The following is a 24,099-nucleotide window of genomic DNA, read 5'->3' as shown; positions in this document are numbered from 1 at the left end:
TATCGGTCTTTATAATAAAATGACCGATACTGGCAGTTTCTTTCTCGACTAAAACTCGCCTTTACTCAACAAGCCGTTAGCGTCTTAGCATCCCTTTATCAATGATAAAATCGATAATCGTTTCCAAGCCCACTTTTTCTTTTAGATTTGTGAAAACATAAGGCTTCACAGGACGCATTCTTGCGGTGTCTGATTCCATGACTTCTAATGATGCACCAACATAAGGGGCTAAATCGATCTTGTTGATCACGAGCAGATCAGAATGGGTAATACCGGGGCCACCTTTACGTGGAATTTTTTCACCTTCGGCAACATCAATGACGTAAATGGTTAAATCAGCAAGCTCAGGGCTAAATGTCGCACTTAAGTTATCACCACCGCTTTCCACAAAAACGATATCAAGATTTTTGTGGCGCATGGCTAATTCTTCAACCGCTGCCAGATTCATGGATGCATCTTCACGAATCGCAGTATGAGGACAACCTCCCGTTTCGACACCAATAATACGATCCGCATCTAATGCTTCAGCACGCGTTAAGATCTTGGCATCTTCTTGGGTATAAATATCGTTAGTCACAACCGCGATTTCATAAGTGTCGCGCATTGCTTTACAAAGAACTTCTAACAGTGCGGTTTTTCCTGATCCAACAGGGCCACCCACACCAATACGTAGTGGTTGATTATATTCTTGCATATAGATTTCTCATGAACGAAAAAGTCGAGTGTATTGTGTTTCATGGCGACTACTGGCAATAATTTGTGCGGGTGTAAAACTCCCAATATCTTCCGTTGGCCAATGTGCGGATTGCTCAACAATGGCAGGGATTTGCTCTGCTAAGCTAAACAATATTTTCTGCCCCGCACTTTGCCCTAATGGGATCAGCTTTACGCCTGACATCACTGTATTTTCAAGCCAACCCCAAGCATAAGCACAACATAACTTTTCAGAGGAAATATTCCATTTCACCGCAGCTAACGCAAACGCCATAAGTTGTGTCTGTTTTACACATGCTTGTAAAGTGTCATCTAACTCAATATCTAATTGAGGAAGTAAACGAGCAAAAGCGATACCTCGTTGGCGCTCTTCTTGTCTTAACTCTTTCGTTTCACGACTTGCGACAATAAAATCACACCAATATCTCACTTCACTCATTTTGGCTTGTGCCAAATTTTCTTGTAATCGCCGTAAGATAGGAAGCTCTAACATTGCTAACGTGCTGGCCATTTGGGTACTTAGCCAATCCGCTAATGTTTGAGGACAACAAACCCACCCCTTTTCAATCGCCCACTCTAACCCTTGAGAATAAGTAAACGATCCCACGGGTAAAGAAGGACTGACTAATTGATATAAGCGCAGATCTGCAAGCATCAATAAGCTCTCTATTCAAATAATTAATGATGATGGTGATCGTCATGAGAGTGATGATAATGACCACCTGACGATCCGCCATAAGCGCCCGGCTCCGGTTGGTATTTCTCTAAACCCACCACCACATTAGCGCCTAAACCTCTCGCCATATCATCTAAAACATGATCATGAAAATAACGACACCAACCCGCTTCGATTTGTAATGGAACGTGACGATTGCCTAAGTGGTAACAAACACGAGCCAATAACAGTGGATCGTCACTATACACGGTTGAAACTTGCTCTTTTGCCGCTTCAATCGTTACCAGCGTATTATCTTCTGATAGTAAGATATCGCCCTCTTTTAGCACCGTACCACGAGGCAAAAATAACCCCGCTTCTTGCCCATCACTTAATGTCACTTTTAAACGGCTTTTGGTTCTTTCATCCATCGTCAAACACAAAGTAAGCGCCTGTTTTTCTGACGTTGCCGTTTCAAGTGCTTTTTGTTTATCAATAAGTTGAGTAAATCTTTTCATTCTCTATATTCTCGGTAACACGCTGATTAAAACAGGAAATAGCGCTGTGCCATCGGTAATTGTGTTGCAGGCTCACACACTAATGGCACACCATCCGCTTTCACAATATAGGTTTGAGGATCAAGCTCGATATGAGGCACATAACTATTGTGGATCATCGATGCTTTAGTAATATTACGACAACCTTTAACACGCCCAATTAAGCTCTTTAAGCCCAGTTTTTCAGGCACACCTGTGTCAATCCCTGCCTTCGACATAAAGATCATCGACGTTTGATATTTCGCTTTACCTAAACATGCATACATTGGACGATAATGCACAGGTTGAGGTGTTGGAATAGCCGCATTAATATCACCCATAGGTGCATAAGCCACCATGCCACCTTTCATGATCAATGCGGGTTTCACACCAAAGAAAGCCGGCTCCCATAACACCAAATCAGCGAGTTTTCCTTTCTCTATTGATCCCACTTCATGTGCAATGCCGTGTGCTAATGCGGGGTTAATCGTGTATTTCGCTACATAACGTTTAATACGATGATTATCGCTTTCAGGAGTGTCACCTTCTAATGTGCCACGTTGCAATTTCATTTTATGCGCACATTGCCAAGTGCGAAGAATAACTTCACCAACACGCCCCATTGCCTGTGAGTCTGACGACATAACAGAAATAGCGCCCATATCATGCAAAATATCTTCCGCAGCGATAGTTTCACGGCGAATACGAGATTCAGCAAAAGCCACATCTTCAGGAATGGAAGGATCAAGGTGATGGCAAACCATCAACATATCAAGATGCTCATCTACCGTGTTAATGGTATAAGGCATTGTAGGATTGGTTGAAGCAGGGAGAATATTTGGCTCTCCGACTGATTTAATGACATCGGGTGCGTGCCCACCTCCCGCGCCTTCGGTGTGGAAAACGTGGATCACACGACCCGCAATTGCTTTCACGGTTTCTTCATAGAAACCGCCTTCATTTAAAGTGTCAGAGTGAATAGCAACTTGCACATCCATTTCATCGGCAACATTAAGGCAGTTATGAATTGCCATTGGTGTTGCGCCCCAGTCTTCATGAATTTTTAGACCAATAGCACCCGCTTCAATTTGCTCACGAACGGCTTCAGGTTGACTCACACAGCCTTTACCGAATAAACCAACGTTAATCGGAAGCTCATCAACCGCTTCTAACATGCGGTGCATGTTCCAAATACCCGGCGTTACTGTCGTTGCATTTGTTCCAGCTACTGGCCCTGTACCACCACCAATAAACGTGGTGACACCAGAAACTAAACCTTCTTGTGCTTGTTGCGGGCAGATAAAGTGAATATGCGTATCAACGCCACCAGCAGTAATAATTTTACCTTCGCCAGCAACCACTTCAGTGGCAGGTCCTACAACAATATCCACGTTAGGCTGTACATCAGGATTACCGGCTTTACCGATACCCACAATGCGACCATCTTTAATACCGATATCCGCTTTTACGATCCCCCAATGATCTAAAATAATGGCGTTTGTAATAAGCACATCGACACATTCAGCATTGATGACTTGGCTCTGCCCCATACCATCACGGATAACTTTACCACCACCAAACTTGACCTCTTCGCCATAAGTGGTGAAATCTTTTTCAATTTCAAGAAAAAGCTCCGTATCGGCTAATCGCAGACGGTCGCCAGTTGTGGGGCCAAACATATCTGCATAAGCTTGACGTGAGATAGTTTTCATTTTTTCTCACTCTCCAATTTACCCATCACTTTGCCATGAAAACCGTAAATTTCACGTTTTCCTGCGAAAGCCACCAATTCGACTGTACGACTTTGACCGGGTTCAAAGCGAACCGCCATGCCCGCTGGAATATTTAAACGAAAACCCAAAGTGCCTTCTCGTTCAAATTTTAATGCGTCATTCACTTCATAAAAATGATAATGAGAGCCGACTTGCACGGGTCTATCGCCATGATTGGCAACCTGTATTGTTTTTGTTTCTCGACCTGCATTAAGTTCGATATCGCCTAATGCTTGGTTAACTCTAATTTCACCGGGTATCATGTTGTTACCTACACAATAGGATCGTGAATAGAAACAAGCTTTGTGCCATCAGGAAATGTGCATTCGACTTGAATGTCTTTGATCATTTCTGGCACCCCTTCCATGACTTGTTCTGCTGTCAAAACAGTGCGACCTTCGCTCATTAGTTGGGCAACCGTTTTACCCTCTCTCGCCCCTTCCATAATGGCACAACTGATCAGTGCAACCGCTTCAGGATAATTAAGCTTAAGCCCTTTTGCTAAACGTCTTTCAGCAACAAGACCCGCGGTAAAAAGCAGTAATTTATCTTTTTCTCTTGGTGTTAATTCCATTTCTGCTCCTAAAATTAACGATTATGTCGCCCATATACGAGGCGGCTCAGGACAATACCCTAACCAGTGTTGTCTAACGGTTTGCCAAACTTGAGCAAAACACGCCATCATTGGCTCTGTTTGAGAGCCTAATAACCGTAAAACTAAAATACCGTCTACATCCGTTAAGCCATATTCGATAACATGATCGTAAGCGGCTGAGAAAGCCTCGATACTTTGTTGAATAAGGCTTTTTAATTCGTCTGTTGCGGGATAAATATAAAGTGATCCCAACATCGGAAACTCACGCATGGCAGCCGATCTTTTTTGCAAACCATCGACAAAAAGCGACTCAGTTAATGTTAGCTTTTCATCGATATAGAAATTTAAACGCCCTTTTACATTGCCATTTTCAAACCATTCATTTAAAACGGGGCGACCAAAACATTGGATTTCCCAGCCAATAAATCTGGCTGTAGATGCAATATGAATATGTGTTTCTAGGCGAACTTGCGCTTCAGGAAAAAAGATATTTTCTTGAGGTAACCACTCTAAAAAGCCATTAGCTGCCACTTTTAAGGTTTGAATTTGCCGAGCAACACCGCCTGCACTACGGTAAAACTTAGTAGCTCCGGGTGTTGTGAGCAACGCGTGCGCTTGAGGCTGCACATCAATATTGATCAATAGCTTATCGCCACCAACCACGCCGCCTGGGGGATGAAGCAAATAGGTGTGTGCAATACCTTGCTCAGGATAAAAAGGACGCTGAACCATTAATGGGCCAATATGGCGTTTTTCTGTAAGACGTGTTATTTCGCGTTTTACTTCATAGCGTAAAACGATTTCAGCAAGCCAACCCTTTCCTGAAAAGTCAGACATACTCACTCCTGCCAACTCGGCAAAATTATCAATAAATCAGGAAAATACGTGAATACATACAGCGCTATCCATAAGATGAATCATTCAAAATCAAATAGAAAATAAGCTAATGAATGTTGGATAGGGTGTGGATAAAAGACAAACAGTAATATCCTAAGAACAGGATAATCTCCTTCGTCTGTGACGCGCGATTCTACACCTTATTACGAAAAATGCGTTTTGAATAAATAACAATTTATTTAGAAAAAATAACACTGTTTAAAATAAATATAAAAAATGAGCAAATATCTATATTGTCATGTTTTATCAACAAGATTATATTCTGCTGCATGCTGATTCTGCTTTGCATGACAACACCTGTTTAAATTAGAATAAACTCTCTATTATTATTCTAGACGTGGCTTATTAATTTATACAACAAATGAGCTAATTTTGAGTATTGTTCATTTAAGCAAGATTGATGCTTAACTTGCCTACGGTATATCGGAGATCATGGAATACAAACACATCCTGTCCTCTAACCAAATATCTTTAAAAACGTTTTACATCGAAAACCCGATGATAGCGATGGTTAGTGGCGCAAAAGGTACAATTTGCATCAATGGACAAACTATTGATGTATCTAGCCATTTAACGCTGATTATTCCGAAATACAGTCAAGTTTCTTGCGATATTGTCAGCCAATTTACGCATAAATCTATTGAACTACACACGCTTGTGTTATGTGAAACAGAGCTTCAATCTGTTTTCTCTTTATTAAAGCCTTTCATTAAATCTAGCTCGCCACTAACAAGCCATCTTCCTTCTTACCATTTATCGACTCCTGAAGTAATAAAAAGTAATTTTGGAATTTTAAAACAGTGTTTACCGCTACCACATGGCTCTCCATCACAAGAAACCATGTTTATGCAGCAGTGTTTGTTCTTTATTTTAATGGCGGTGTATCAGGCTGGTGTGGATATTCTAAATATCTTTCGTTTTAACTATGATGAACCGAAAAATCAGGCGATTACACATTTAATAACACAAGATCCACAACGAAAATGGCATTTAGACGATGTCGCAAAAACATTGTTTACGACGCCATCGACATTACGTCGGCATTTAAATAAAGAAGGGGTTTCATTCTGCCAATTGCTATTAGATGTCAGAATGGGGATCGCCTTAAACTACCTTACATTCTCTAATTACTCGGTATTTCAAATCAGCCATCGTTGTGGATTTGGCAGTAATGCTTATTTTTGTGATGCCTTTAAACGTAAATACGGCATGACGCCGTCACAGTTTCGTATTCAATCTCGTCAAGCTAATGATCCATCGACAATAAACAAAATGTCAGAAAAAATTGCAGAGCCAGAAAATAAAGTGTTTCCAATCTTATAAAAGTGTTACAAATTGTTTTTCTTTAAAAAGGATATTCCACCCATTAACCGCATCTGATTTAAGATCCACTGTTGCCGTTTTAGGGTATAAGCAGAAGGTTTATTTACGTGATAAATATGCGGATTAGGTAATACTGCAGCTAATAATGCAGCTTCATGACTTGTAAGTTGTTTCGCTGGCTTTCTAAAATAGTGTTGAGATGCCTGCTCTACACCGAAGATCCCATCGCCAAATTCAACAATATTCAGATACACCGTTAAAATACGTTTTTTTGACCAAATAAGCTCCACAACGGGCGTCATTCCCGTCTCAAGCCCTTTTCTTATCCAACTACGACCATCCCATAAAAAGAGATTTTTGACCGTTTGCTGAGAAATAGTCGATGCACCACGTAATGTTTTCCCGTTGTTATGATTTTTTTTGAAAACTTTCTCAATAGCATCAAAATCAAAGCCCCAATGTTTGGGGAAATTTTGATCTTCAGAGGCAATAACGGCTAAATACATCACAGAAGCTATCTCTTCTTCACTTACCCAAGTGGAATGTGATACATAAGAGAAATCAAACTCACTCCAAGCAGAAATTTGTCTTTGAACCATCACAGCAGAAAAAGGCACGGGCAAAAAAGAAAACAGCACAACTGTTAACAGCCATAAAGCAATTAAAATAATTAATAGTTTCTTTAACTTTCTCACCAGTACCATCTGCTGTTTTTACCTACTATTTATGCCATCTCAAGGACTTTCTTAACCAGTTTCTCAATACCGACCTGTGCTTGTGCAATAGATTGTGCAAGCATATAAGCAGGGGTTGTGACAACACGGTATTTTTCATCAACAACAATATCATCAACCGGACAATCTATATGTATACCGCCCATTTTTTCAATTGCACGCGCTGTTTCTGCGTCGTTTCCAATTGTTAATTTCACTGGAGCATTTAACATTTTTGGTAACATTACAGGTGCAATACATATTAGCCCTAATGGCTTATTTTGCTGATGCATTGCTTGTACAAATCTTAAGAGATCTTTGTTAATTTCACAGTCACTTCCTTTTGTGGCGAAATTGCATAAATTCTTCGCCGCACCAAAGCCACCAGGAATAATGACAGCATCAAAGTTTTCAGCCTTTGCTTCTGATAAAGGGGAGATTTTTCCACGAGAAATACGAGCAGATTCCTCCATCATATTCCTTTTTTCTGATTTTTCTTCACCTGTAATATGATTAATTACAGTTGGTTGTAAATCATTAGGTGAAAAATAATGAACTTCAGCATTATTTTGGCTTAAAGCAAGCATTGTGAGCACTGATTCATGGATTTCGCTCCCATCAAATACACCACAGCCACTTAAAATTACCGCAATTGATTTCATATCTTTCTCCGTTTGTAGTAGATTACTAGTTACCCATTTATAGGTGTAAACACCAATCGGCATCACATATTTAAATGTTTCTTGTAACAAAAAAACTTATCTTTGCTATTTTGTTGCTTGTATGATGTATGGAATAGTTTCATCCTATTCGCCTATGTAATGAGAATCAAAAAAAGCGGATAGAAAAGTTTCCCTGGTGTTGGCGCAGTATTCGCGCACCCCAACCTTCGGTTGGGGTTATTTTTTTCTAGCGTCTGATAACCAGTTTCTTAAACTTTCCACATCCTTTCTCCAATCTCTTTCTAACTCATCTACCCACTCTTGCACATTGTCCCACCAAGCTGGTAATTCCGATGATTGGATTTGTTTAGCGAGTTGCTGTAAATGTTTTAAACCAATAGAACCCGCAGCCCCTTTAATTTTATGTCCTTCCTCTGAAATCCCCTTCTCATCACGAGCTGTTAAGTTAGATTCAAGGACTGACATATAACTAGGCATCATCTTTTCAAAAACATCTAGACCATCAGTGATTAATTGAGGTCCGACAAGTTCGATGTATTGATTCAGCATGTCTATATCTAATAATTCTTCATTTTTATTCAACAATTCCGATGACTCATTACATGGCACAGAAACCGCACCATCACCCCAGAATTTATTGATAATCGCGGTAAGTGCATCCACAGAAAGTGGTTTGCTTAGCACATCATTCATTCCCGCATCTAAATACTCTTTTTTATCTTTCAAAACATTTGCTGTTAAAGCGATAAGAGGGGGAAGTTCATTACTGTCGAATTCTTTGCGTAATTTTCTTGAAATATCGAACCCAGTCATATCCGGTAGTTGAATATCTAATAGCACTAAATCATATTCATCCGGCTTAAACATCGATAGCGCTTCTTGCCCTGTCATTGCGACATCAACGGTATTACCCAGTTTTTCTAAAACAGAGCAGGCAACAATCACGTTAAGTTCAATATCTTCAACAAGCAGAATATTTAAAGCGGGTAATAATAGTTCATCATCACTTTCGATATCGTGGCGCTCTTCAATCGCAGGAGCGACGATAGAGAGCGTAAAGGTAGAACCCTCACCTAACTCACTCTCAACACGAATATCACCGCCCATATGCTGTGCTAGGCGTTTTGAGACCGCAAGCCCGATACCCGTTCCCGTTGCAGAACGACCACCTTGACTATCATTGACTTGATAGTACATGGCAAAGATCTTCTCAAGCTCACTTTTTGGAATGCCAATTCCGCTATCTTTCACTTCAAAGAACAACTTATCTGGCGCTTCTTGCCAAATACGTACTTTGATTTCACCTTCTTGGGTAAATTTCACCGCATTACCAATGAGATTCCATAAAATCTGGCGTAATCGAGTTCCATCAGAGGTTATCTTGTGCGGTAGCGTTTCTTCTGCTTCGAGTGTGAATTTCAATCCTTTTGGCTGTACTAACAGCCCAGACAGGTTTTCTAAATCAGAAATAAATTCCGTGAAGTCAATGGGCTGATTATCTAACTGAATTTTTCTACGCTCAATTTTGTCCATCTCAATCACATCATTGAAAATATTCCCTAACGTAATCGCACTCACATGGATCGTTTTTAAGTAATTGAGTTGTTCTGGTGAAAGTTCGGTATCCAATAAAATACGGCTTAATCCAACAATACCATTTAGCGGTGTACGCAATTCATGGCTGATTGTTGAGATAAAGGTGGTTTTATCACGGCTCGCGTTCTCTAACGCGTCTTGATAGCGCTTACGCTCTGTAATGTCACGTCCAAAGCCCATTAAGCCATGGCGTTTACCAATACGATCATAAAACGGCACTTTGCGTAGTTCAAAACAAGCCTTGCGACCATCAGGATAAACTAACCACTGCTCATAAGTGAGTGACACATTATGACGGAAGACTTTTTCATCCGTTTCCATCACTTTTGCAGCAATATCTTCGTCATACACATCAAGTGGGGTTAAACCGATAAGTTGCTTCTCACTTTTACCTGTCAGTAATTCCGTCGCGCGGTTACATCCTGAAAATTCATTATCTTCATTGCGGTAATACACTAAGTCAGGAGAGGCATCTAGGAATGAACGTAGAAGTGAGGATTGTTGTTCAAGCTCGATTTGCGTCAATTCACGACGCTTCATTTCACTTTTTAGTTTTTCTAGTAGTTCAAGGTGCGCTTTTTCAACTTTTTCACGCTCTTGAATTTCCAAGTTTAATTGCTCAATATTCTCTTTTAATTGAGAGTTAAGCTCTAAGTCGCGCTGGCGCATTACACCGAGTTTATCCACCATACGAGATAAACGGCGTCGTGACTCTTCAAGTTGTTCAACCACAACAGAGAGAAAATAGACAGCCCAAGGCGTAATAATCAGCCCAAAGAAAATAGAGCGAACAAGGTCAATACTGGTAACATCACCTGCAAGCAAGAATGTCACCGCCATTTGAACAACCATCGCTAAAACAACTAATGCAGAAGCTAACAATAATGAGAAGCGAATTAGCCCCAGCCTCATCATTAAGTCAACGTAGTATTGGGCAAGCCCTTTGAGCAATTTCATTGAAAACTCCAATATATTGAATCTATGGAATGATAACCCAAAAATGAATTGGCGCAGTGGCGAACATTCAGAAATCTTGCTAAGAGTGTTTATTTCTCATTACTTTGTTTGATTTCACCCTCTATTTTCTCTCAACGAATCTATTCACAACACATGCATTCATGAAAATAATACAAAACCAAGCAACATAAACGATAGCAATATCAACAATAAATAGACCTTATTAAAAAAAATTCAATTTGTCTTTTTTTATACAAAATGTATAAAAACAATAAAATTCCAAAATCAATATATTCAGCAGAATAACTCACTAGCTGTTCTTATCATTAAAGGATGAGATAAAGCTAAACCACTCAAATAAAGTGATATAGCTCACATTAAAAAATCACTCCTATACTATTTTAAAATAGAATAATTTAGTTATTAATCAATATATTAAAATAAAAAATTCCTTATCTATTTTATCTCAGTCAAATATCCCTACACATTGACCTGATTTTTATTTATCGATAAGTTGAAAAGGCATTGCATAGCAATATAAAAAACACACCAAGCTAGGCAAACACAACATCACCCGACTGAGCACCCATAAATTTACCTACATACTTAGAGCCAAAACGTTCCTTTTGCGCTCTTTTTTGAGGCGCCCAGTAAACTAAGTAGGAAGCAAAAAAATGCTCTATCAAAAGACACAGGAAAAAGACAATTGTGGATTTGGGTTGATCGCGCATATTGAAGGGCAAGCCAGCCATAAGATTGTCAGAAATGCCATACATGGTCTTGCCAGAATGCAACATCGTGGTGCGATTCTTTCTGATGGTAAAACCGGCGATGGGTGCGGATTACTCTTACAAAAACCAGAGCGTTTTTTCCAATTAGTTGCACAAGAAAAAGGCTGGCATCTAGCAAAAAATTACGCCGTCGGGATGCTATTTTTAAGCCAAGATCCCAATATCGCCAAACAATGTCGGCTCATTGTCGAAGAAGAACTACAACGTGAAACGCTTTCCATTGTTGGTTGGCGTAAAGTGCCTATTAACACGGATATTTTAGGCAGCATTGCCCTTTCTTCTCTCCCTTTAATCGAACAAGTTTTTGTTAATGCCCCCGCAGGCTGGCGGATAAGTGATATTGAGAGACGACTCTTTGTTGCCCGCAGACGCATTGAAAAGCGCATTACTGACAATGATTTTTATATTTGTAGTCTTTCTAATTTGGTTACGGTTTATAAAGGTCTTTGTATGGCCATCGATCTACCGCGTTTTTTTACCGATCTTGCTGATCTTCGTATGGAATCTTCAATTTGTTTATTCCACCAGCGTTTTTCAACTAATACCACTCCTAGATGGCCACTTGCACAACCTTTTCGTTATTTAGCACATAACGGTGAAATTAATACCATCACAGGTAATCGCCAATGGGCCAAAGCGCGTGCCTATAAATTCCATACTCCACTTATTCCTGATTTACAAAGTGCTGCTCCTTTTGTCAATGAAAGTGGCTCCGATTCAAGTTCACTCGACAATATGCTAGAACTTTTTCTCAATGGCGGTATGGATATTGTTCGCGCAATGCGATTGTTAGTGCCACCTGCATGGCAAAATAATCCACAAATGGATGAAGATCTTCGTGCCTTTTTTGATTTTAACTCAATGCATATGGAGCCTTGGGATGGCCCTGCGGGCATTGTGTTATCAGATGGTCGTTATGCCGCATGTACGCTAGATAGAAATGGTTTGCGCCCTGCTCGCTACGTTATCACCACAGATAACATCATCACTTGTGCTTCTGAAATTGGTATTTGGGATTATCAACCTGATGAAGTGCGAGAAAAAGGACGCATCGGCCCCGGCGAGTTAATGGTTATCGATACGCATCATGGGCGTATTTTGCATTCTGCCGAAACGGATGAAGATTTAAAAAGACGCCATCCTTATAAACTGTGGCTAGAGCGCAATGTTAAACGATTAACACCGTTTGAAGAGTTACCAGAACAACAAGCCACAGGACAACGCGCCTTTGATGACGCTTTATTAGCCACGTATCAAAAACAATTTGCCTATAGCCAAGAAGAGCTTGAAAGCATTTTACATGTGCTTGCAGAAAACGGGCAAGAAGCCACAGGTTCAATGGGTGATGACACCCCATTTGCTGTACTTTCTCAACGCCCTCGCCTTATTTATGATTATTTCAGACAAAAATTTGCGCAAGTAACAAATCCTCCTATAGATCCATTAAGAGAAGCACATGTCATGTCTTTAGCGACTTGCATTGGACGCGAGATGAATGTGTTTTGTGAAGCGGAGGGACAAGCACATCGGCTGAGTTTTAAATCGCCTATTTTGCTTTATAGCGACTTCCAACAGCTTATTAATCAAGAAAATCCTTATTACCAATCTGTTCATCTTGATATCACTTATCAACCAACAGAATGCAATTTAGAAACAGCGTTACGCCAATTATGCGCAAAAGCACAACAGGAAGTTCACCGTGGTGCTGTATTATTGGTATTATCAGATAGAAATATCACTAAAGAGCGATTGCCTATTCCTGCTCCTATGGCAGTTGGCGCCGTACAAAAAGCGTTGGTAGATAATAACTTACGTTGTGATGCCAATATCATTGTAGAAACGGCAAGTGCTCGTGATCCTCACCATTTCGCCGTATTACTCGGATTTGGTGCTACTGCTATTTATCCTTATCTTGCTTATGAATCTTTAGCGCAACGTGTTGATAAAAAAATCCTGCAAGCAAGCTATGCCCAAGTGATGCTCAATTACCGTAACGGCATAAATAAAGGCTTGTATAAGATCATGTCCAAAATGGGCATTTCAACTGTTGCTTCTTACCGTTGCTCTCAACTTTTTGAAGCTGTTGGATTAAATGATAGCGTTGTCGAACTCTGTTTTGCGGGCGTTGATAATCGGATTAATGGTGCCGATTTTAGCGATTTTGAACACGATTTATTTAATTTGTCTAAGCGGGCTTGGTTAACTCGCCATCCTTTAGACGCGGGTGGTTTATTAAAATACGCCCATAAAGGGGAATACCACGCCTATAACCCTGATGTCGTGCAAGCACTACAAAAAGCCGTAAATAGCGGGGAATATGCCGACTATCAGCATTATGCAAACCTTGTGCAACAGCGTCCAATTACAACCTTACGCGATATGTTAGTTCTCAATAACAAGACAACGCCTATCTCGATTGAAAAAGTTGAACCTGAAACAGAATTATTTAAACGCTTTGATACTGCCGCAATGTCAATCGGAGCGCTAAGCCGAGAGGCTCATGAAGCGCTTGCGCAAGCGATGAATACATTGGGGGGATTTTCAAATTCAGGCGAAGGTGGCGAAGATCCAGCTCGTTACGGGACTAATAAAGTCTCACGCATTAAACAAATTGCGTCGGGTCGTTTTGGCGTGACACCTTCTTATCTCATGAGTGCCGATGTTTTACAAATCAAAGTCGCACAAGGGGCAAAACCCGGTGAAGGCGGACAACTTCCCGGCGATAAAGTGACGCCTTATATTGCGCAACTGCGTTATGCCGTACCCGGTGTTACCCTAATATCACCGCCACCTCATCACGATATCTACTCTATTGAAGATTTAGCACAGCTTATTTTCGATTTAAAACAGATCAATCCAACGGCACTGATTTCTGTAAAACTCGTGTCAGAGCCAGGTGTGGGCACTATTGCTACTGGTGTTGCCAAAGCTTACGCAGATTTGATAACCATTGCAGGTTATGACGGCGGCACAGGTGCAAGCCCTTTAACTTCTGTAAAATATGCAGGTAGCCCGTGGGAGCTGGGCTTAGTTGAAACTCAACAAGCATTAGTGGCAAATAGTCTACGTCATAAAATTCGTTTGCAAGTCGATGGTGGATTAAAAACCGGTCTAGATATTATTAAAGCAGCAATTTTAGGTGCAGAGAGTTTTGGTTTTGGTACTGGTCCTATGGTGGCATTAGGCTGCAAATATCTACGCATTTGCCATTTAAATAATTGTGCAATGGGTGTTGCAACTCAAGATGAAACGCTTCGTCGTCACCATTATCACGGATTACCAGAACGCGTTATTAACTACTTCCGTTTTATTGCGCAAGAAACTCGTGAGTTAATGGCATTACTTGGCGTAAGAAAAATCACAGATTTAATCGGTCGAACCGATCTGCTTTCATGTCTAGAAGGTGTGAGTAGTAAACAGCAAAAACTCTCTTTGGGTGGATTATTAGAAATCGCGACATCACCATCAGGCAATGTGCTTTATTGTCAGGAAAATAATAATACTTATGATAAAGGCGAATTAAATCAGCATATCGTAGCTCAAACTCGTGATGCTGTTGAACAACAAAAAAGCCAAACATGCTATTTTGATATTCGTAATACAGACCGCTCTGTAGGAGCTACATTATCTGGCATTATTGCTAAGAAATATGGCGAGAATGGGTTATCTGCAACACCTATAAAACTCAATTTTACGGGAACTGCGGGGCAAAGCTTTGGTGTATGGAATGCACAAGGTGTTGAATTAACCTTAGTGGGTGATGCTAATGATTATGTAGGCAAAGGCATGGCAGGAGGTCGTATTGTAATTTCGCCACCCGTTGGCTCTGCATTTAAAAGTCATCATGCAACCATTATGGGTAATACCTGCCTTTATGGCGCAACAGGCGGAAAACTCTATGCCTCTGGATTGGCTGGCGAACGTTTTGCCGTCAGAAACTCTGGCGCAATTGCTGTCGTTGAAGGCGTTGGTGATAACGGCTGTGAATATATGACGGGCGGTATTGTCTGCGTTCTGGGTAAAACAGGGATTAACTTTGGTGCGGGAATGACGGGGGGATTTGCCTATCTATTAGATGAAGATCTCACGTTATCACAACGGATCAACACGTCATCGATTGAGTTGCTCCCAGTTGCATCCTTTGCCATTCTCGCTGAACATCTACGTGGCATGATTGCAGAACATGTCAGACTCACAGGCTCCCAGCAAGGAGAAAGATTACTTTCACAGTGGGAATATTGGTCACAACACTTCAAGTTAGTTAAGCCAAAATCCAGTGATGTCAATGCGTTGCTTGGTCATCCTCGTCGTTCATCTGCTGAATTACGCGTTCAGGCACAATAGGAGAATATTATGAGTCAGAATGTGTATCAGTTTATCGACTTAAATCGTGTTGAGCCGACTAAAAAACCGTTAGCCATTCGCAAAATTGAGTTTGTTGAAATCTATGAGGCCTTTTCGCCACAGCAAGCCTCTGCACAAGCTGATCGCTGTTTAAGTTGCGGTAATCCTTATTGTGAATGGAAATGCCCTGTCCATAATTACATTCCTAATTGGTTAAAGCTGGCAAACGAAGGGCGTATTATTGAAGCGGCTGAACTTTCTCATCAAACAAACAGTTTGCCTGAAATTTGTGGTCGTGTTTGCCCTCAAGATAGGCTTTGTGAAGGTGCCTGTACGCTTAATGATGATTTTGGTGCCGTTACCATTGGCAATATTGAACGTTACATTAATGACACCGCCTTAGCACAAGGATGGCGTCCCGATCTTTCTCACGTCACAATGACCGATAAAAAGGTCGCAATTATTGGTGCTGGCCCTGCGGGTCTTGCCTGTGCAGATGTTCTTATTCGACAAGGTGTGAAACCGGTTGTTTATGATAAACATCCAGAAATTGGGGGATTACTTACATTTGGGATACCCTCTTTTAAACTCGAAAAATCACTGATGATCCGACGTCGCGAATTATTTAGTGAAATGGGTATTGAGTTTTGCCTTAATACGGAAATAGGTAAAGATATCGCCCTAAATACGCTAATAGCACAATATGACGCAGTTTTTCTAGGATTGGGCACTTACCACAGTTTAAGCGGTCATTTCCCTAATGAAAATGCTGATGGTGTTTATAGCGCCCTACCTTATTTAATTGGTAATACACGTTATTTAATGAATTATGGTGAAGATCCTCAAACACCTTATATCGACCTGAAAAATAAAAATGTCGTGGTATTAGGAGGTGGCGATACCGCAATGGACTGTGTTCGTACTGCAATTCGACAAGGTGCAAATAAAGTCACTTGTGTTTATCGCCGTGATGAAAGCAATATGCCGGGTTCAAAACGCGAAGTAAAAAACGCCAAAGAAGAAGGTGGCGAATTTTTATTTAATCTTCAACCTACAGATATAGAAGTTGATAATCAAAATAAAGTGGTTGGTATTCGCGTTATTAAAACTGAAAGTGATAAAACATTAACGCCGATTGAAGGAAGCGAGCATTTGTTATCTGCTGATGCGGTTATTCTGGCATTTGGTTTTAAACCTGCACATTATCCATGGCTAGATGAAAATAATATTGAATATGCATCTTCAGGCAGAATTATTATTTCAGATAATCAAGAAATACCAAATCAAACAACAAACCCTAAAGTGTTTGCTGGTGGCGATATTGTACGAGGCTCTGATCTTGTGGTAACAGCAATAGCAGAAGGAAGAGAGGCGGCTGAAGGAATATTACGATATTTATCATGTTAAATATTTTTTATTTTCGTTATTTAAAATAACAATTTCTTTTGTTCATTATCCCACTTAATTTAAGTGGGATAATTTTTTAATATTATCGGTGAAATTAATAAATAGTATTTAAGGATCATCAAGATATTAGACAGAATAATCATTCTCATTACCATTTAATATAGTTTATAGAATAATATTTTGATAAAAAGCGATATTCTTTTTTGTATCAAAATAACACTCTTGATCTATAGTAAATATAATTTATTTTCGTATTTTTTACTTTATCTCTTTTTATTTAACCTTTCCGTCATCTTTTAATGATAATTGTTTTACAGCATTTGTTAATAACATCACAGTCTAAAAAAATAGATTTTATTTCGGCTATTAAATTTGATAACAATCAAATATTGTCAATCAACCAACTTCATAATGGAGTCACCTAATAACTTTACAGAAAAATATAATTTATTGATGTTAGGTTCGTTTTCACAATTAATAGTATTGTCATAATTAACTAGGGGATCACTATGGTGATGCAACTTATAGCCGTAGCCGTTATTATCGTAACGGTCTATTTGCTAATAAAAAAATATGAAACCCGAATGGTGCTAATTGGTGCGGGCTTATTACTCTGTATTTTAAGTCTAAGCCCATTAGATGCGTTTGCCGCATTTAGTGAGCGCATGGTGTCTTCATCATTAATTCAAGCTATCTGTTCGAGTATGGGTTTTGCTTATGTTATGAAATATACCAAATGCGATATGCATCTGGTTCATGTTTTATCAAAAGTAATGACTCGTCTGGGCTTCTTCCTTATTCCAGCCACTGTTGTCGTAACGTATTTTATTAATATTGCAATTCCATCAGCAGCAGGTTGTGCAGCAGCGGTGGGTGCAACACTCATTCCATTATTAATCGCAGCACGTATTCACCCAGCTATCGCTGGCGGTGCAGTATTATGTGGTACTATCGGCTCCATGCTAAGCCCAGGTATGTCGCATAACGCCTTCGTTGCTAACATGGCAAATATGGAAGTGGTTGATTTAATCGCTCGCCATAGCCCATACAGCTTAATGGCTGGTGGTATCGCAGCAGTTTCACTGGCGGTTGTCGCTTTAGTGAAAAAAGAGTTCAAAATGGCTTCTGCTACGGGTGATGCATCATCTTCATCAGCACAAGCAACACCAGAAGCTATTCGTCCTAACTATTTATATGCAACAGCGCCGTTCATTCCGTTAATCCTGTTAATTCTGCCATTCTTCGAGACTTTCAGTACATTTAAACTGTCTGTACCAGCGGCAATGTTAATCGGTTCTATCTATGCTCTGTTCATCACATTAACTAACCCTGCCCAAATTACGAAAGAGTTCTTTAAAGGTATGGGTAATGCTTATGGTGATGTATTAGGTATCATCATTGCAGCAGCAGTATTCGCAGCCGGTCTGAAAGCATCTGGTTTAATCGACGCGTTCATCAACTTCTTAACTCATTCTCCTGAATTTGCTCGCTGGGGTGGTACTTTAGGGCCATTCTTAATGGGTATTATCACAGGTTCTGGTGACGCAGCAGCATTCGCATTCAACGAAACAGTAACACCTCATGCTGCACAATTCGGTTATGAAATCCCTGATATGGGTATGGCAGCGGCATTATCTGGCGCGTTAGGTCGTACTATGTCACCACTGGCAGGTGCAGCGATTGTTTGTGCTGGCCTTGCAAATGTTAACCCTATGGAAATCGCAAAACGTACCGCACCAGGTATGATTATCGGCGTCATCGCTGTTGCGTTATTCATGTTATAAGTGGAGAAATGAATATGTCAGCAATTACACTAGAAAAATTAATTAAATGGCGTCGTGAGTTTCACCAATATCCAGAAATTGGTTGGTCAGAATTTTTAACCACAGCAAAAATCGTCAAAGAACTACGTAGCTTAGGTTTAGAAGTTAAAGTTGGCCCAGACGTTATCAATCAAGAGTTTGCTTTTGGTCGCCGCCGTCAAGTCGTTGAAAAAGGCCTAGCGGTTGCCAGAGAGCATAAAGTTGATGAAGCTCTGCTTGATGAAATGAAAGAGCTAACTGGCTGTGTGGCTATCTTTGATAGTGGTAAAGCTGGTCCAACAGTCGCACTGCGTTTTGATATCGACTGTGTTGGTGTTAACGAAGCAACCGAAACTAAACACCGCCCTCATGCCGAAAATTTTGCTTCTTGTCACCCTGGCGAAATGCACGCTTGTGGTCATGATGGACATATTTCTATCGGTTTAGGTGTTGCTCACTGGTTAGTTGAGAATAAAGATAAAGTCATTGGTAAAGTTAAAATCTTATTCCAACCAGCAGAAGAAGGTGTTCGTGGCGCTCGTGCGATGGCTGAAAGTGGTATCGCGGATGATGCAGATTACTTCTTAGGTGCGCACTTAGGCTTTATCGCAAACAGTGGTGAAATTGTTATTAACCCAACACATTTCTTATGCACCACTAAATATGACTTCCGTTTTAAAGGCGCACCATCTCACGCAGGCGCAGAGCCAGAATTAGGTCGTAATGCGTTAGCTGGCGCTTGCCATGCAGCAACACAAATGCTGGGCATTTCTCGCCATGGTAAAGGGATGTCACGTATCAATATCGGTGTATTAAAAGCGGGTGAAGGTCGTAACGTCACTCCAGCTAATGCTGAAATGCAAATTGAAGTTCGTGGTGAAAACGAAGAGATCAACAGCTTTATGGCTGCAAATGCCGTGCGTATGGCTGAAGGTGCAGCACATAGCTTCCAGTTAGAAATGGAAAGCGAAATCATGGGCGAAGCCGTTGACCTGACAAATGACCAAGAGCTGATTGATGTGATGACCAAAGTTGTTGGTAAACATTCTGAGCTAACTGCGGTTGCAACTCGTCCATTCGGTGGAAGTGAAGATGCAACAGTATTAGCAAAACGAGTACAACGTTGTGGTGGTAAATCACTGTACTTCGTTGTGGGTGCCGATAGAACAGCGGGTCACCACCAAGCAGGTTTTGACTTCGACGAAAAACAATTAATGACTGCAGTTAATCTTTACACAGGTTGTTTAGAAGAACTGTTGAAATAATTTCAACGCAATCAGTAAGCTAAACGCTCTATAGAAATATAGAGCGTTTTTTTATAACTAGATATTTTTAATTACTTCATCAATAACACGTCTACAATTCAGAAAAACCACTTCCAACCTTAATTATTTTCAAAAACATGGATGAACACAGAGATTGAACAATTTCTTAGCTAAGAACAGATAAATAGATAAATTTAATTAGGTAAAATGACAATTTATAAAAAACCGCCAAAACCAAAAAAAAGAAATATATTTATATTTCAAACCAATGAATGACAAATCATTTGAAATGGAAATAGCATTGATTTGTTTTTCATTAGAAATCATTAAAAATATTGATGTAACTCTAATTCTTTTAAATTAATAAAATTTATTTTTTGAGGGGAATTTTGACTGTGGTAGCTTTTCTGTATGCCTATATAAAAGGAAAATCTATTTTGTCTCCCAAATTAAACTTAGATGAAACTATTCACTTTTTACAAACGTTTATTAATAAAGCTCAATTAGAATTAAAAGTCAGCGTTCTATCAGAAAGTGATTTTGAATCAATAGTTAAAGATAATCGTTCTGTATTGAATTGGATAGATAAATTTCCACATTACCTTAATGAAAACAGTTTTCATATGGGATTTAGATTATGCACAAATAGAGGCATTGATGGTGCAATGCTCGGCATTTATGCAACTTCAAGTGGAGATTTACATATTTTCCTTATTGAATCATTTATTCGAAATAAGAAAAACCACCCACTATCTGAACGCTTAACAACGTTAGTTATTATTGCTAGTATATTTTTCTTATCTCAATATACTGATAGTAAAGGTATTTATATTGTAGAGCCTCATAAAGAACTTATTTTCCATTATGAAAAATTCGGATTTCAATTACTTGATGATCATTTAGCCATGTATGCGACATTTGAAACTCTACAAAAAATGCAGTTGTCATTAATGTCAAAGTTACTAAATAACGAATAATATTCAGTCAATAAACTCATTTATCTGACTATTGGAAGTTGTCTCTGTATTGTTTATAATATAACCAAATTGTAAAGGTGAGGGAAATAACAATGAGTAGCAACAATATTAAACGGTTATCACCTCAAGAAATGCGCACACTTTTACTTACTAATGCAAAAGTATTGATGTCAGAGAGCTTTAAAACGAAGGCTCCTGAAATAACCGGTCAAAGAAAAGTCACTAAGCAATCTAACACCCCAAATTTACTTTAAACTTCAAGTTAAGTATTCATTGTTTTTTACAAAAAACTATCAGTCAATAAAACACAAAAAACCCCAGTTCATTTGAACTGGGGTTTTCATTAATACAAATAAGATAATCTCTTATTTCACTACACGCAATGATGGACGACCCGTAGGGCGAGGTGGCTCTGGATCATCATCTGGTGAAGAGGTATCTGCTTCAACAGCTTCATCAGTGACAAGAGATAAACCTTCGCTAGCCGCAGCGATAGTGTTATTTTCACTATCATCTTCAGCAAACTGTAACGATGCACCAGATTCATAAGCAGGCTCTGGCTCAAACATCATTCCCGCACCGTTTTCTCTCGCATAAATAGCCATAACAGCAGCCATAGGCACTCGTACTTTACGAGGTATGCCACCAAAGCTTGCACTAAATAAAACCTGATACGGCGTTAACTCTAACTCATCTACTGCACGAGATGAAATATTTAGTACAATTTGACCATCGTGCGCATATTCCATTGGGACTTGAACACCGACAACATTCACATCAACAACTAAGTGTGGTGTTAAATCGTTTTCGATTATCCAGTCATAATGCGCACGTAATAAATGCGGACGACGCGGAGACATATCCATGATCTCCATACTTTATTACCCTCTTGAAGGTAAGCGCATCTCACGCTCTGCTTCGGTTAATGACGCGAGGAAAGAATCACGTTCAAAAACACGCTGCATATAAATTTGTACATCTTTAGCGCCAGCACCACTTAAATCTACACCGAGCACCGGTAAACGCCATAACAGAGGAGCAAGGTAGCAATCTACTAAGCTGAACTCTTCACTCATAAAGTAAGGATATTCTTTAAACACAGGAGATACAGCCAGTAGCTCTTCTGCTAACTGTTTACGAGCAGCATTGGCTTGCTGTTCAGTTCCTTTCTCGATGGTGTTCATTAAAGAATACCAATCATGCTCGATGCGATGCATCATTAAACGGCTGCTACCACGAGCAACAGGATAAACTGGCATTAAAGGAGGATGAGGGAAGCGTTCATCAAGGTATTCCATGATGATACGTGAATCATACAGAGTCAGCTCACGATCAACCAAAGTCGGTACACTTTGGTAAGGGTTTAGATCGATAAGATCCTGTGGAAGATTACCAGCTTCAACCTGTTCAATTTCAACACTGACACCTTTCTCCGCTAGGACAATTCTGACCTGATGGCTGAAAATATCAGTCGGACCGGAAAACAAAGTCATTACCGAACGTTTGTTGGCAGCGACAGCCATGAAAACCTCCAAGTTAATCAATTAAAGAAATGAATTAGCACAATGCTTTTTCCATTTCCCCATTCCTAAAAGACAAGCACACAAACGCAGTAGACCTAAATAAACATTTAAGTTATTAACTGCATTGGGTAACTACCTGTATAACAGCGTTATCGTGGGATAATCATATTTTACAGGGTTAAAAACTCACCTGTCTTTGCGGCACATATCATTATCAAGTAATACCAAAACAATCATTCAACAATCATTATTGTCATAATAATTTTGGTATGACTTTCAAACTCATCACGGTATTACGATCGATATACCCATTGGCACATGATGAAATCATAGAAAGAAAGACATCAAAGCTCACTATTCTACCAGAATTCATGTTGCTTAGGGGGGCTAATGCAAATAATTCAACACAATATGCCACACTACTTTAAAAGTAAGATTATAATATTAAAAAATGAAATTATTTAGAGATAAAATCTAAAAAATGGGGTTTTTAATACTACCGTTATCTTAAATAAAGCCTGTTTTATGAGTAACAGCATCATGTATTAGCAACATTATGTTTTTATTATTAATAAACACAAATAAATCAAAAATAAAAAACCCGCCTGTGAAGACGGGTTTTCAACATCAAATTGATATCTAAAAGATAACAAATTAACGTTTAGAGAACTGTGGACGACGACGTGCTTTACGCAGACCCACTTTCTTACGTTCAACAGAACGCGCATCACGGGTTACGAAACCAGCTTTACGCAGATCAGAACGTAGAGTCTCATCATATTCCATCAGTGCACGAGTGATACCGTGACGGATCGCGCCAGCTTGACCAGAAATACCACCACCTTTAACAGTGATGTATAAATCTAATTTACCCAGCATATCAACTAATTCCAGCGGTTGACGAACAACCATACGTGCTGTTTCGCGGCCGAAGTAAACTTCTAGGCTACGTTTGTTGATTACGATATTACCGCTACCTGGCTTAATGAAGACACGTGCGGAAGAACTTTTGCGGCGACCTGTGCCGTAGTATTGATTATCAGCCATTGCCTATTATCCCGATTAAATGTCCAGAACTTGCGGTTGTTGTGCCGCGTGGTTGTGCTCAGATCCTGCGTAAACTTTCAGTTTACGGTACATCGCACGACCCAGAGGCCCTTTTGGCAGCATGCCTTTTACCGCGATTTCGATTACACGCTCAGGACTACGGGCGATCATCTCTTCGAAAGTCGCTTGTTTGATACCACCTACGTGACCAGTATGACGGTAGTAAACTTTGTCAGTACGTTTATGACCAGTTACCGCTACTTTCTCAGCGTTTAAAACGATGATGTAATCACCAGTATCAACGTGCGGAGTATATTCCGCTTTGTGCTTACCGCGTAAACGGCTAGCAATTTCAGTTGCTAAACGGCCTAAAGTTTTGCCGTCTGCATCAACAACGTACCAGTCGCGTTTTACGGTTTCTGGTTTAGCTGTAAAAGTTTTCATTATTGAAAATTACCCAATGTTTAGTTACACGTTGGTGAACGCTCGGTTCAAATACTAT

The 24,099-nt window shown here is 39.9% G+C and carries 21 protein-coding genes; 7 read left to right on the top strand and 14 right to left on the bottom strand.

The features are described 5' to 3' along the window. Positions 1-76: 76 nt before the first annotated feature. Genes ureG through QQS39_RS02945 form a run of 7 tightly spaced genes read right to left on the bottom strand, consistent with a single transcriptional unit; the run spans position 77 to position 5,109 of the window. On the bottom strand, positions 77-694 hold the full coding sequence (gene ureG, locus QQS39_RS02975; RefSeq protein WP_023582846.1) for an urease accessory protein UreG: 618 nt from the start codon (positions 692-694) through the stop codon (positions 77-79). A 9-nt stretch (positions 695-703) separates the two neighbouring features. Next, on the bottom strand, positions 704-1,369 hold the full coding sequence (locus QQS39_RS02970; protein WP_196570014.1) for an urease accessory protein UreF: 666 nt from the start codon (positions 1,367-1,369) through the stop codon (positions 704-706). Between the two features lie 23 nt (positions 1,370-1,392). Beyond that, positions 1,393-1,887: an urease accessory protein UreE gene (gene ureE / locus QQS39_RS02965; RefSeq protein ID WP_285805356.1), complete on the bottom strand. Its 495-nt coding sequence runs from the start codon at positions 1,885-1,887 to the stop codon at positions 1,393-1,395. Between the two features lie 26 nt (positions 1,888-1,913). Continuing rightward, the gene (gene ureC / locus QQS39_RS02960) at positions 1,914-3,617 is read right to left on the bottom strand and encodes an urease subunit alpha (RefSeq protein ID WP_285805355.1); all 1,704 of its coding nucleotides are present in this window, start codon (positions 3,615-3,617) and stop codon (positions 1,914-1,916) included. Further along, positions 3,614-3,940, bottom strand: a complete 327-nt coding sequence (locus QQS39_RS02955) for an urease subunit beta (protein WP_069368686.1) — start codon at positions 3,938-3,940, stop codon at positions 3,614-3,616. Before QQS39_RS02955 ends, ureC begins: the two co-directional genes overlap by 4 nt. Before the next feature lie 8 nt (positions 3,941-3,948). Continuing rightward, a complete protein-coding gene (locus QQS39_RS02950; protein ID WP_023582851.1) occupies positions 3,949-4,251 on the bottom strand; it encodes an urease subunit gamma in 303 nt (100 codons plus the stop codon). Positions 4,252-4,272: 21 nt separating this feature from the next. Next, complete coding sequence (locus QQS39_RS02945; protein ID WP_285805354.1) at positions 4,273-5,109, bottom strand: urease accessory protein UreD; 837 nt, start codon at positions 5,107-5,109, stop codon at positions 4,273-4,275. Positions 5,110-5,601: 492 nt separating this feature from the next. On the opposite strand from QQS39_RS02945, the gene QQS39_RS02940 reads away from it, so the two are divergent. Continuing rightward, the gene (locus QQS39_RS02940; protein WP_285805353.1) at positions 5,602-6,492 is read left to right on the top strand and encodes an AraC family transcriptional regulator; all 891 of its coding nucleotides are present in this window, start codon (positions 5,602-5,604) and stop codon (positions 6,490-6,492) included. Between the two features lie 5 nt (positions 6,493-6,497). Here the strand turns inward: QQS39_RS02940 and mtgA are convergent, their stop codons facing one another. The 3 genes from mtgA to arcB form a co-directional block, all read right to left on the bottom strand. Beyond that, positions 6,498-7,196, bottom strand: a complete 699-nt coding sequence (gene mtgA, locus QQS39_RS02935; protein WP_151434205.1) for a monofunctional biosynthetic peptidoglycan transglycosylase — start codon at positions 7,194-7,196, stop codon at positions 6,498-6,500. Between the two features lie 20 nt (positions 7,197-7,216). Continuing rightward, positions 7,217-7,867 carry an isoprenoid biosynthesis glyoxalase ElbB gene (gene elbB, locus QQS39_RS02930; protein WP_285805352.1) on the bottom strand — a complete coding sequence of 217 codons (651 nt, stop codon included), beginning with the start codon at positions 7,865-7,867 and terminating at the stop codon, positions 7,217-7,219. A gap of 237 nt (positions 7,868-8,104) precedes the next feature. Beyond that, entirely contained in the window at positions 8,105-10,441 is a 2,337-nt protein-coding gene (gene arcB / locus QQS39_RS02925; protein ID WP_151434203.1) for an aerobic respiration two-component sensor histidine kinase ArcB, read from the bottom strand. A gap of 674 nt (positions 10,442-11,115) precedes the next feature. On the opposite strand from arcB, the gene gltB reads away from it, so the two are divergent. The 6 genes from gltB to QQS39_RS02895 all read left to right on the top strand — a co-directional run bounded on the left by gltB (position 11,116) and on the right by QQS39_RS02895 (position 21,281). Beyond that, the gene (gltB, locus tag QQS39_RS02920) at positions 11,116-15,576 is read left to right on the top strand and encodes a glutamate synthase large subunit (protein WP_285805351.1); all 4,461 of its coding nucleotides are present in this window, start codon (positions 11,116-11,118) and stop codon (positions 15,574-15,576) included. A gap of 9 nt (positions 15,577-15,585) precedes the next feature. After that, positions 15,586-16,983 (top strand): FAD-dependent oxidoreductase, encoded by a 1,398-nt coding sequence (locus QQS39_RS02915; RefSeq protein WP_285805350.1) that lies wholly within the window; start codon positions 15,586-15,588, stop codon positions 16,981-16,983. A gap of 509 nt (positions 16,984-17,492) precedes the next feature. Further along, positions 17,493-18,767, top strand: coding sequence for a C4-dicarboxylate transporter DcuC (gene dcuC, locus QQS39_RS02910; protein WP_151434200.1), 1,275 nt, complete (start codon positions 17,493-17,495; stop codon positions 18,765-18,767). Positions 18,768-18,781: 14 nt separating this feature from the next. Continuing rightward, positions 18,782-20,050, top strand: a complete 1,269-nt coding sequence (locus QQS39_RS02905) for an amidohydrolase (RefSeq protein ID WP_151434199.1) — start codon at positions 18,782-18,784, stop codon at positions 20,048-20,050. Between the two features lie 395 nt (positions 20,051-20,445). After that, the gene (locus QQS39_RS02900; protein ID WP_285805349.1) at positions 20,446-21,027 is read left to right on the top strand and encodes a hypothetical protein; all 582 of its coding nucleotides are present in this window, start codon (positions 20,446-20,448) and stop codon (positions 21,025-21,027) included. Between the two features lie 92 nt (positions 21,028-21,119). Beyond that, a complete protein-coding gene (locus tag QQS39_RS02895; RefSeq protein ID WP_265576145.1) occupies positions 21,120-21,281 on the top strand; it encodes a hypothetical protein in 162 nt (53 codons plus the stop codon). A gap of 111 nt (positions 21,282-21,392) precedes the next feature. On the opposite strand, the gene sspB is transcribed toward QQS39_RS02895, so the two are convergent. The 4 genes from sspB to rplM form a co-directional block, all read right to left on the bottom strand. Beyond that, positions 21,393-21,902 (bottom strand): ClpXP protease specificity-enhancing factor, encoded by a 510-nt coding sequence (sspB, locus tag QQS39_RS02890; RefSeq protein ID WP_285805348.1) that lies wholly within the window; start codon positions 21,900-21,902, stop codon positions 21,393-21,395. Positions 21,903-21,908: 6 nt separating this feature from the next. Then, entirely contained in the window at positions 21,909-22,550 is a 642-nt protein-coding gene (gene sspA, locus QQS39_RS02885) for a stringent starvation protein SspA (protein ID WP_023582862.1), read from the bottom strand. A gap of 654 nt (positions 22,551-23,204) precedes the next feature. Then, positions 23,205-23,597: a 30S ribosomal protein S9 gene (rpsI, locus tag QQS39_RS02880; protein ID WP_004245284.1), complete on the bottom strand. Its 393-nt coding sequence runs from the start codon at positions 23,595-23,597 to the stop codon at positions 23,205-23,207. 15 nt (positions 23,598-23,612) lie between these two features. Further along, entirely contained in the window at positions 23,613-24,041 is a 429-nt protein-coding gene (rplM, locus tag QQS39_RS02875; protein ID WP_006535327.1) for a 50S ribosomal protein L13, read from the bottom strand. Between the last annotated feature and the right edge of the window lie 58 nt (positions 24,042-24,099).

Source organism: Proteus appendicitidis, from assembly GCF_030271835.1.
GTDB lineage: Bacteria > Pseudomonadota > Gammaproteobacteria > Enterobacterales > Enterobacteriaceae > Proteus > Proteus appendicitidis.
Note: the sequence above shows the minus strand (reverse complement) of the source record. Positions and strands in the feature narration are given on the sequence as shown.

Coding starts and splice junctions, on each gene's coding strand:
- mtgA (WP_151434205.1), bottom strand. CDS start 7,196: ATGGTACTGGTGAGAAAGTTAAAGAAACTATTAATTATTTTAATTGCT.
- rpsI (WP_004245284.1), bottom strand. CDS start 23,597: ATGGCTGATAATCAATACTACGGCACAGGTCGCCGCAAAAGTTCTTCC.
- QQS39_RS02945 (WP_285805354.1), bottom strand. CDS start 5,109: ATGTCTGACTTTTCAGGAAAGGGTTGGCTTGCTGAAATCGTTTTACGC.
- gltB (WP_285805351.1), top strand. CDS start 11,116: ATGCTCTATCAAAAGACACAGGAAAAAGACAATTGTGGATTTGGGTTG.
- QQS39_RS02950 (WP_023582851.1), bottom strand. CDS start 4,251: ATGGAATTAACACCAAGAGAAAAAGATAAATTACTGCTTTTTACCGCG.
- QQS39_RS02955 (WP_069368686.1), bottom strand. CDS start 3,940: ATGATACCCGGTGAAATTAGAGTTAACCAAGCATTAGGCGATATCGAA.
- arcB (WP_151434203.1), bottom strand. CDS start 10,441: ATGAAATTGCTCAAAGGGCTTGCCCAATACTACGTTGACTTAATGATG.
- elbB (WP_285805352.1), bottom strand. CDS start 7,867: ATGAAATCAATTGCGGTAATTTTAAGTGGCTGTGGTGTATTTGATGGG.
- QQS39_RS02895 (WP_265576145.1), top strand. CDS start 21,120: ATGAGTAGCAACAATATTAAACGGTTATCACCTCAAGAAATGCGCACA.
- sspB (WP_285805348.1), bottom strand. CDS start 21,902: ATGGAGATCATGGATATGTCTCCGCGTCGTCCGCATTTATTACGTGCG.
- ureG (WP_023582846.1), bottom strand. CDS start 694: ATGCAAGAATATAATCAACCACTACGTATTGGTGTGGGTGGCCCTGTT.
- rplM (WP_006535327.1), bottom strand. CDS start 24,041: ATGAAAACTTTTACAGCTAAACCAGAAACCGTAAAACGCGACTGGTAC.
- sspA (WP_023582862.1), bottom strand. CDS start 22,550: ATGGCTGTCGCTGCCAACAAACGTTCGGTAATGACTTTGTTTTCCGGT.
- ureE (WP_285805356.1), bottom strand. CDS start 1,887: ATGAAAAGATTTACTCAACTTATTGATAAACAAAAAGCACTTGAAACG.
- QQS39_RS02940 (WP_285805353.1), top strand. CDS start 5,602: ATGGAATACAAACACATCCTGTCCTCTAACCAAATATCTTTAAAAACG.
- ureC (WP_285805355.1), bottom strand. CDS start 3,617: ATGAAAACTATCTCACGTCAAGCTTATGCAGATATGTTTGGCCCCACA.
- dcuC (WP_151434200.1), top strand. CDS start 17,493: ATGGTGATGCAACTTATAGCCGTAGCCGTTATTATCGTAACGGTCTAT.
- QQS39_RS02915 (WP_285805350.1), top strand. CDS start 15,586: ATGAGTCAGAATGTGTATCAGTTTATCGACTTAAATCGTGTTGAGCCG.
- QQS39_RS02970 (WP_196570014.1), bottom strand. CDS start 1,369: ATGCTTGCAGATCTGCGCTTATATCAATTAGTCAGTCCTTCTTTACCC.
- QQS39_RS02905 (WP_151434199.1), top strand. CDS start 18,782: ATGTCAGCAATTACACTAGAAAAATTAATTAAATGGCGTCGTGAGTTT.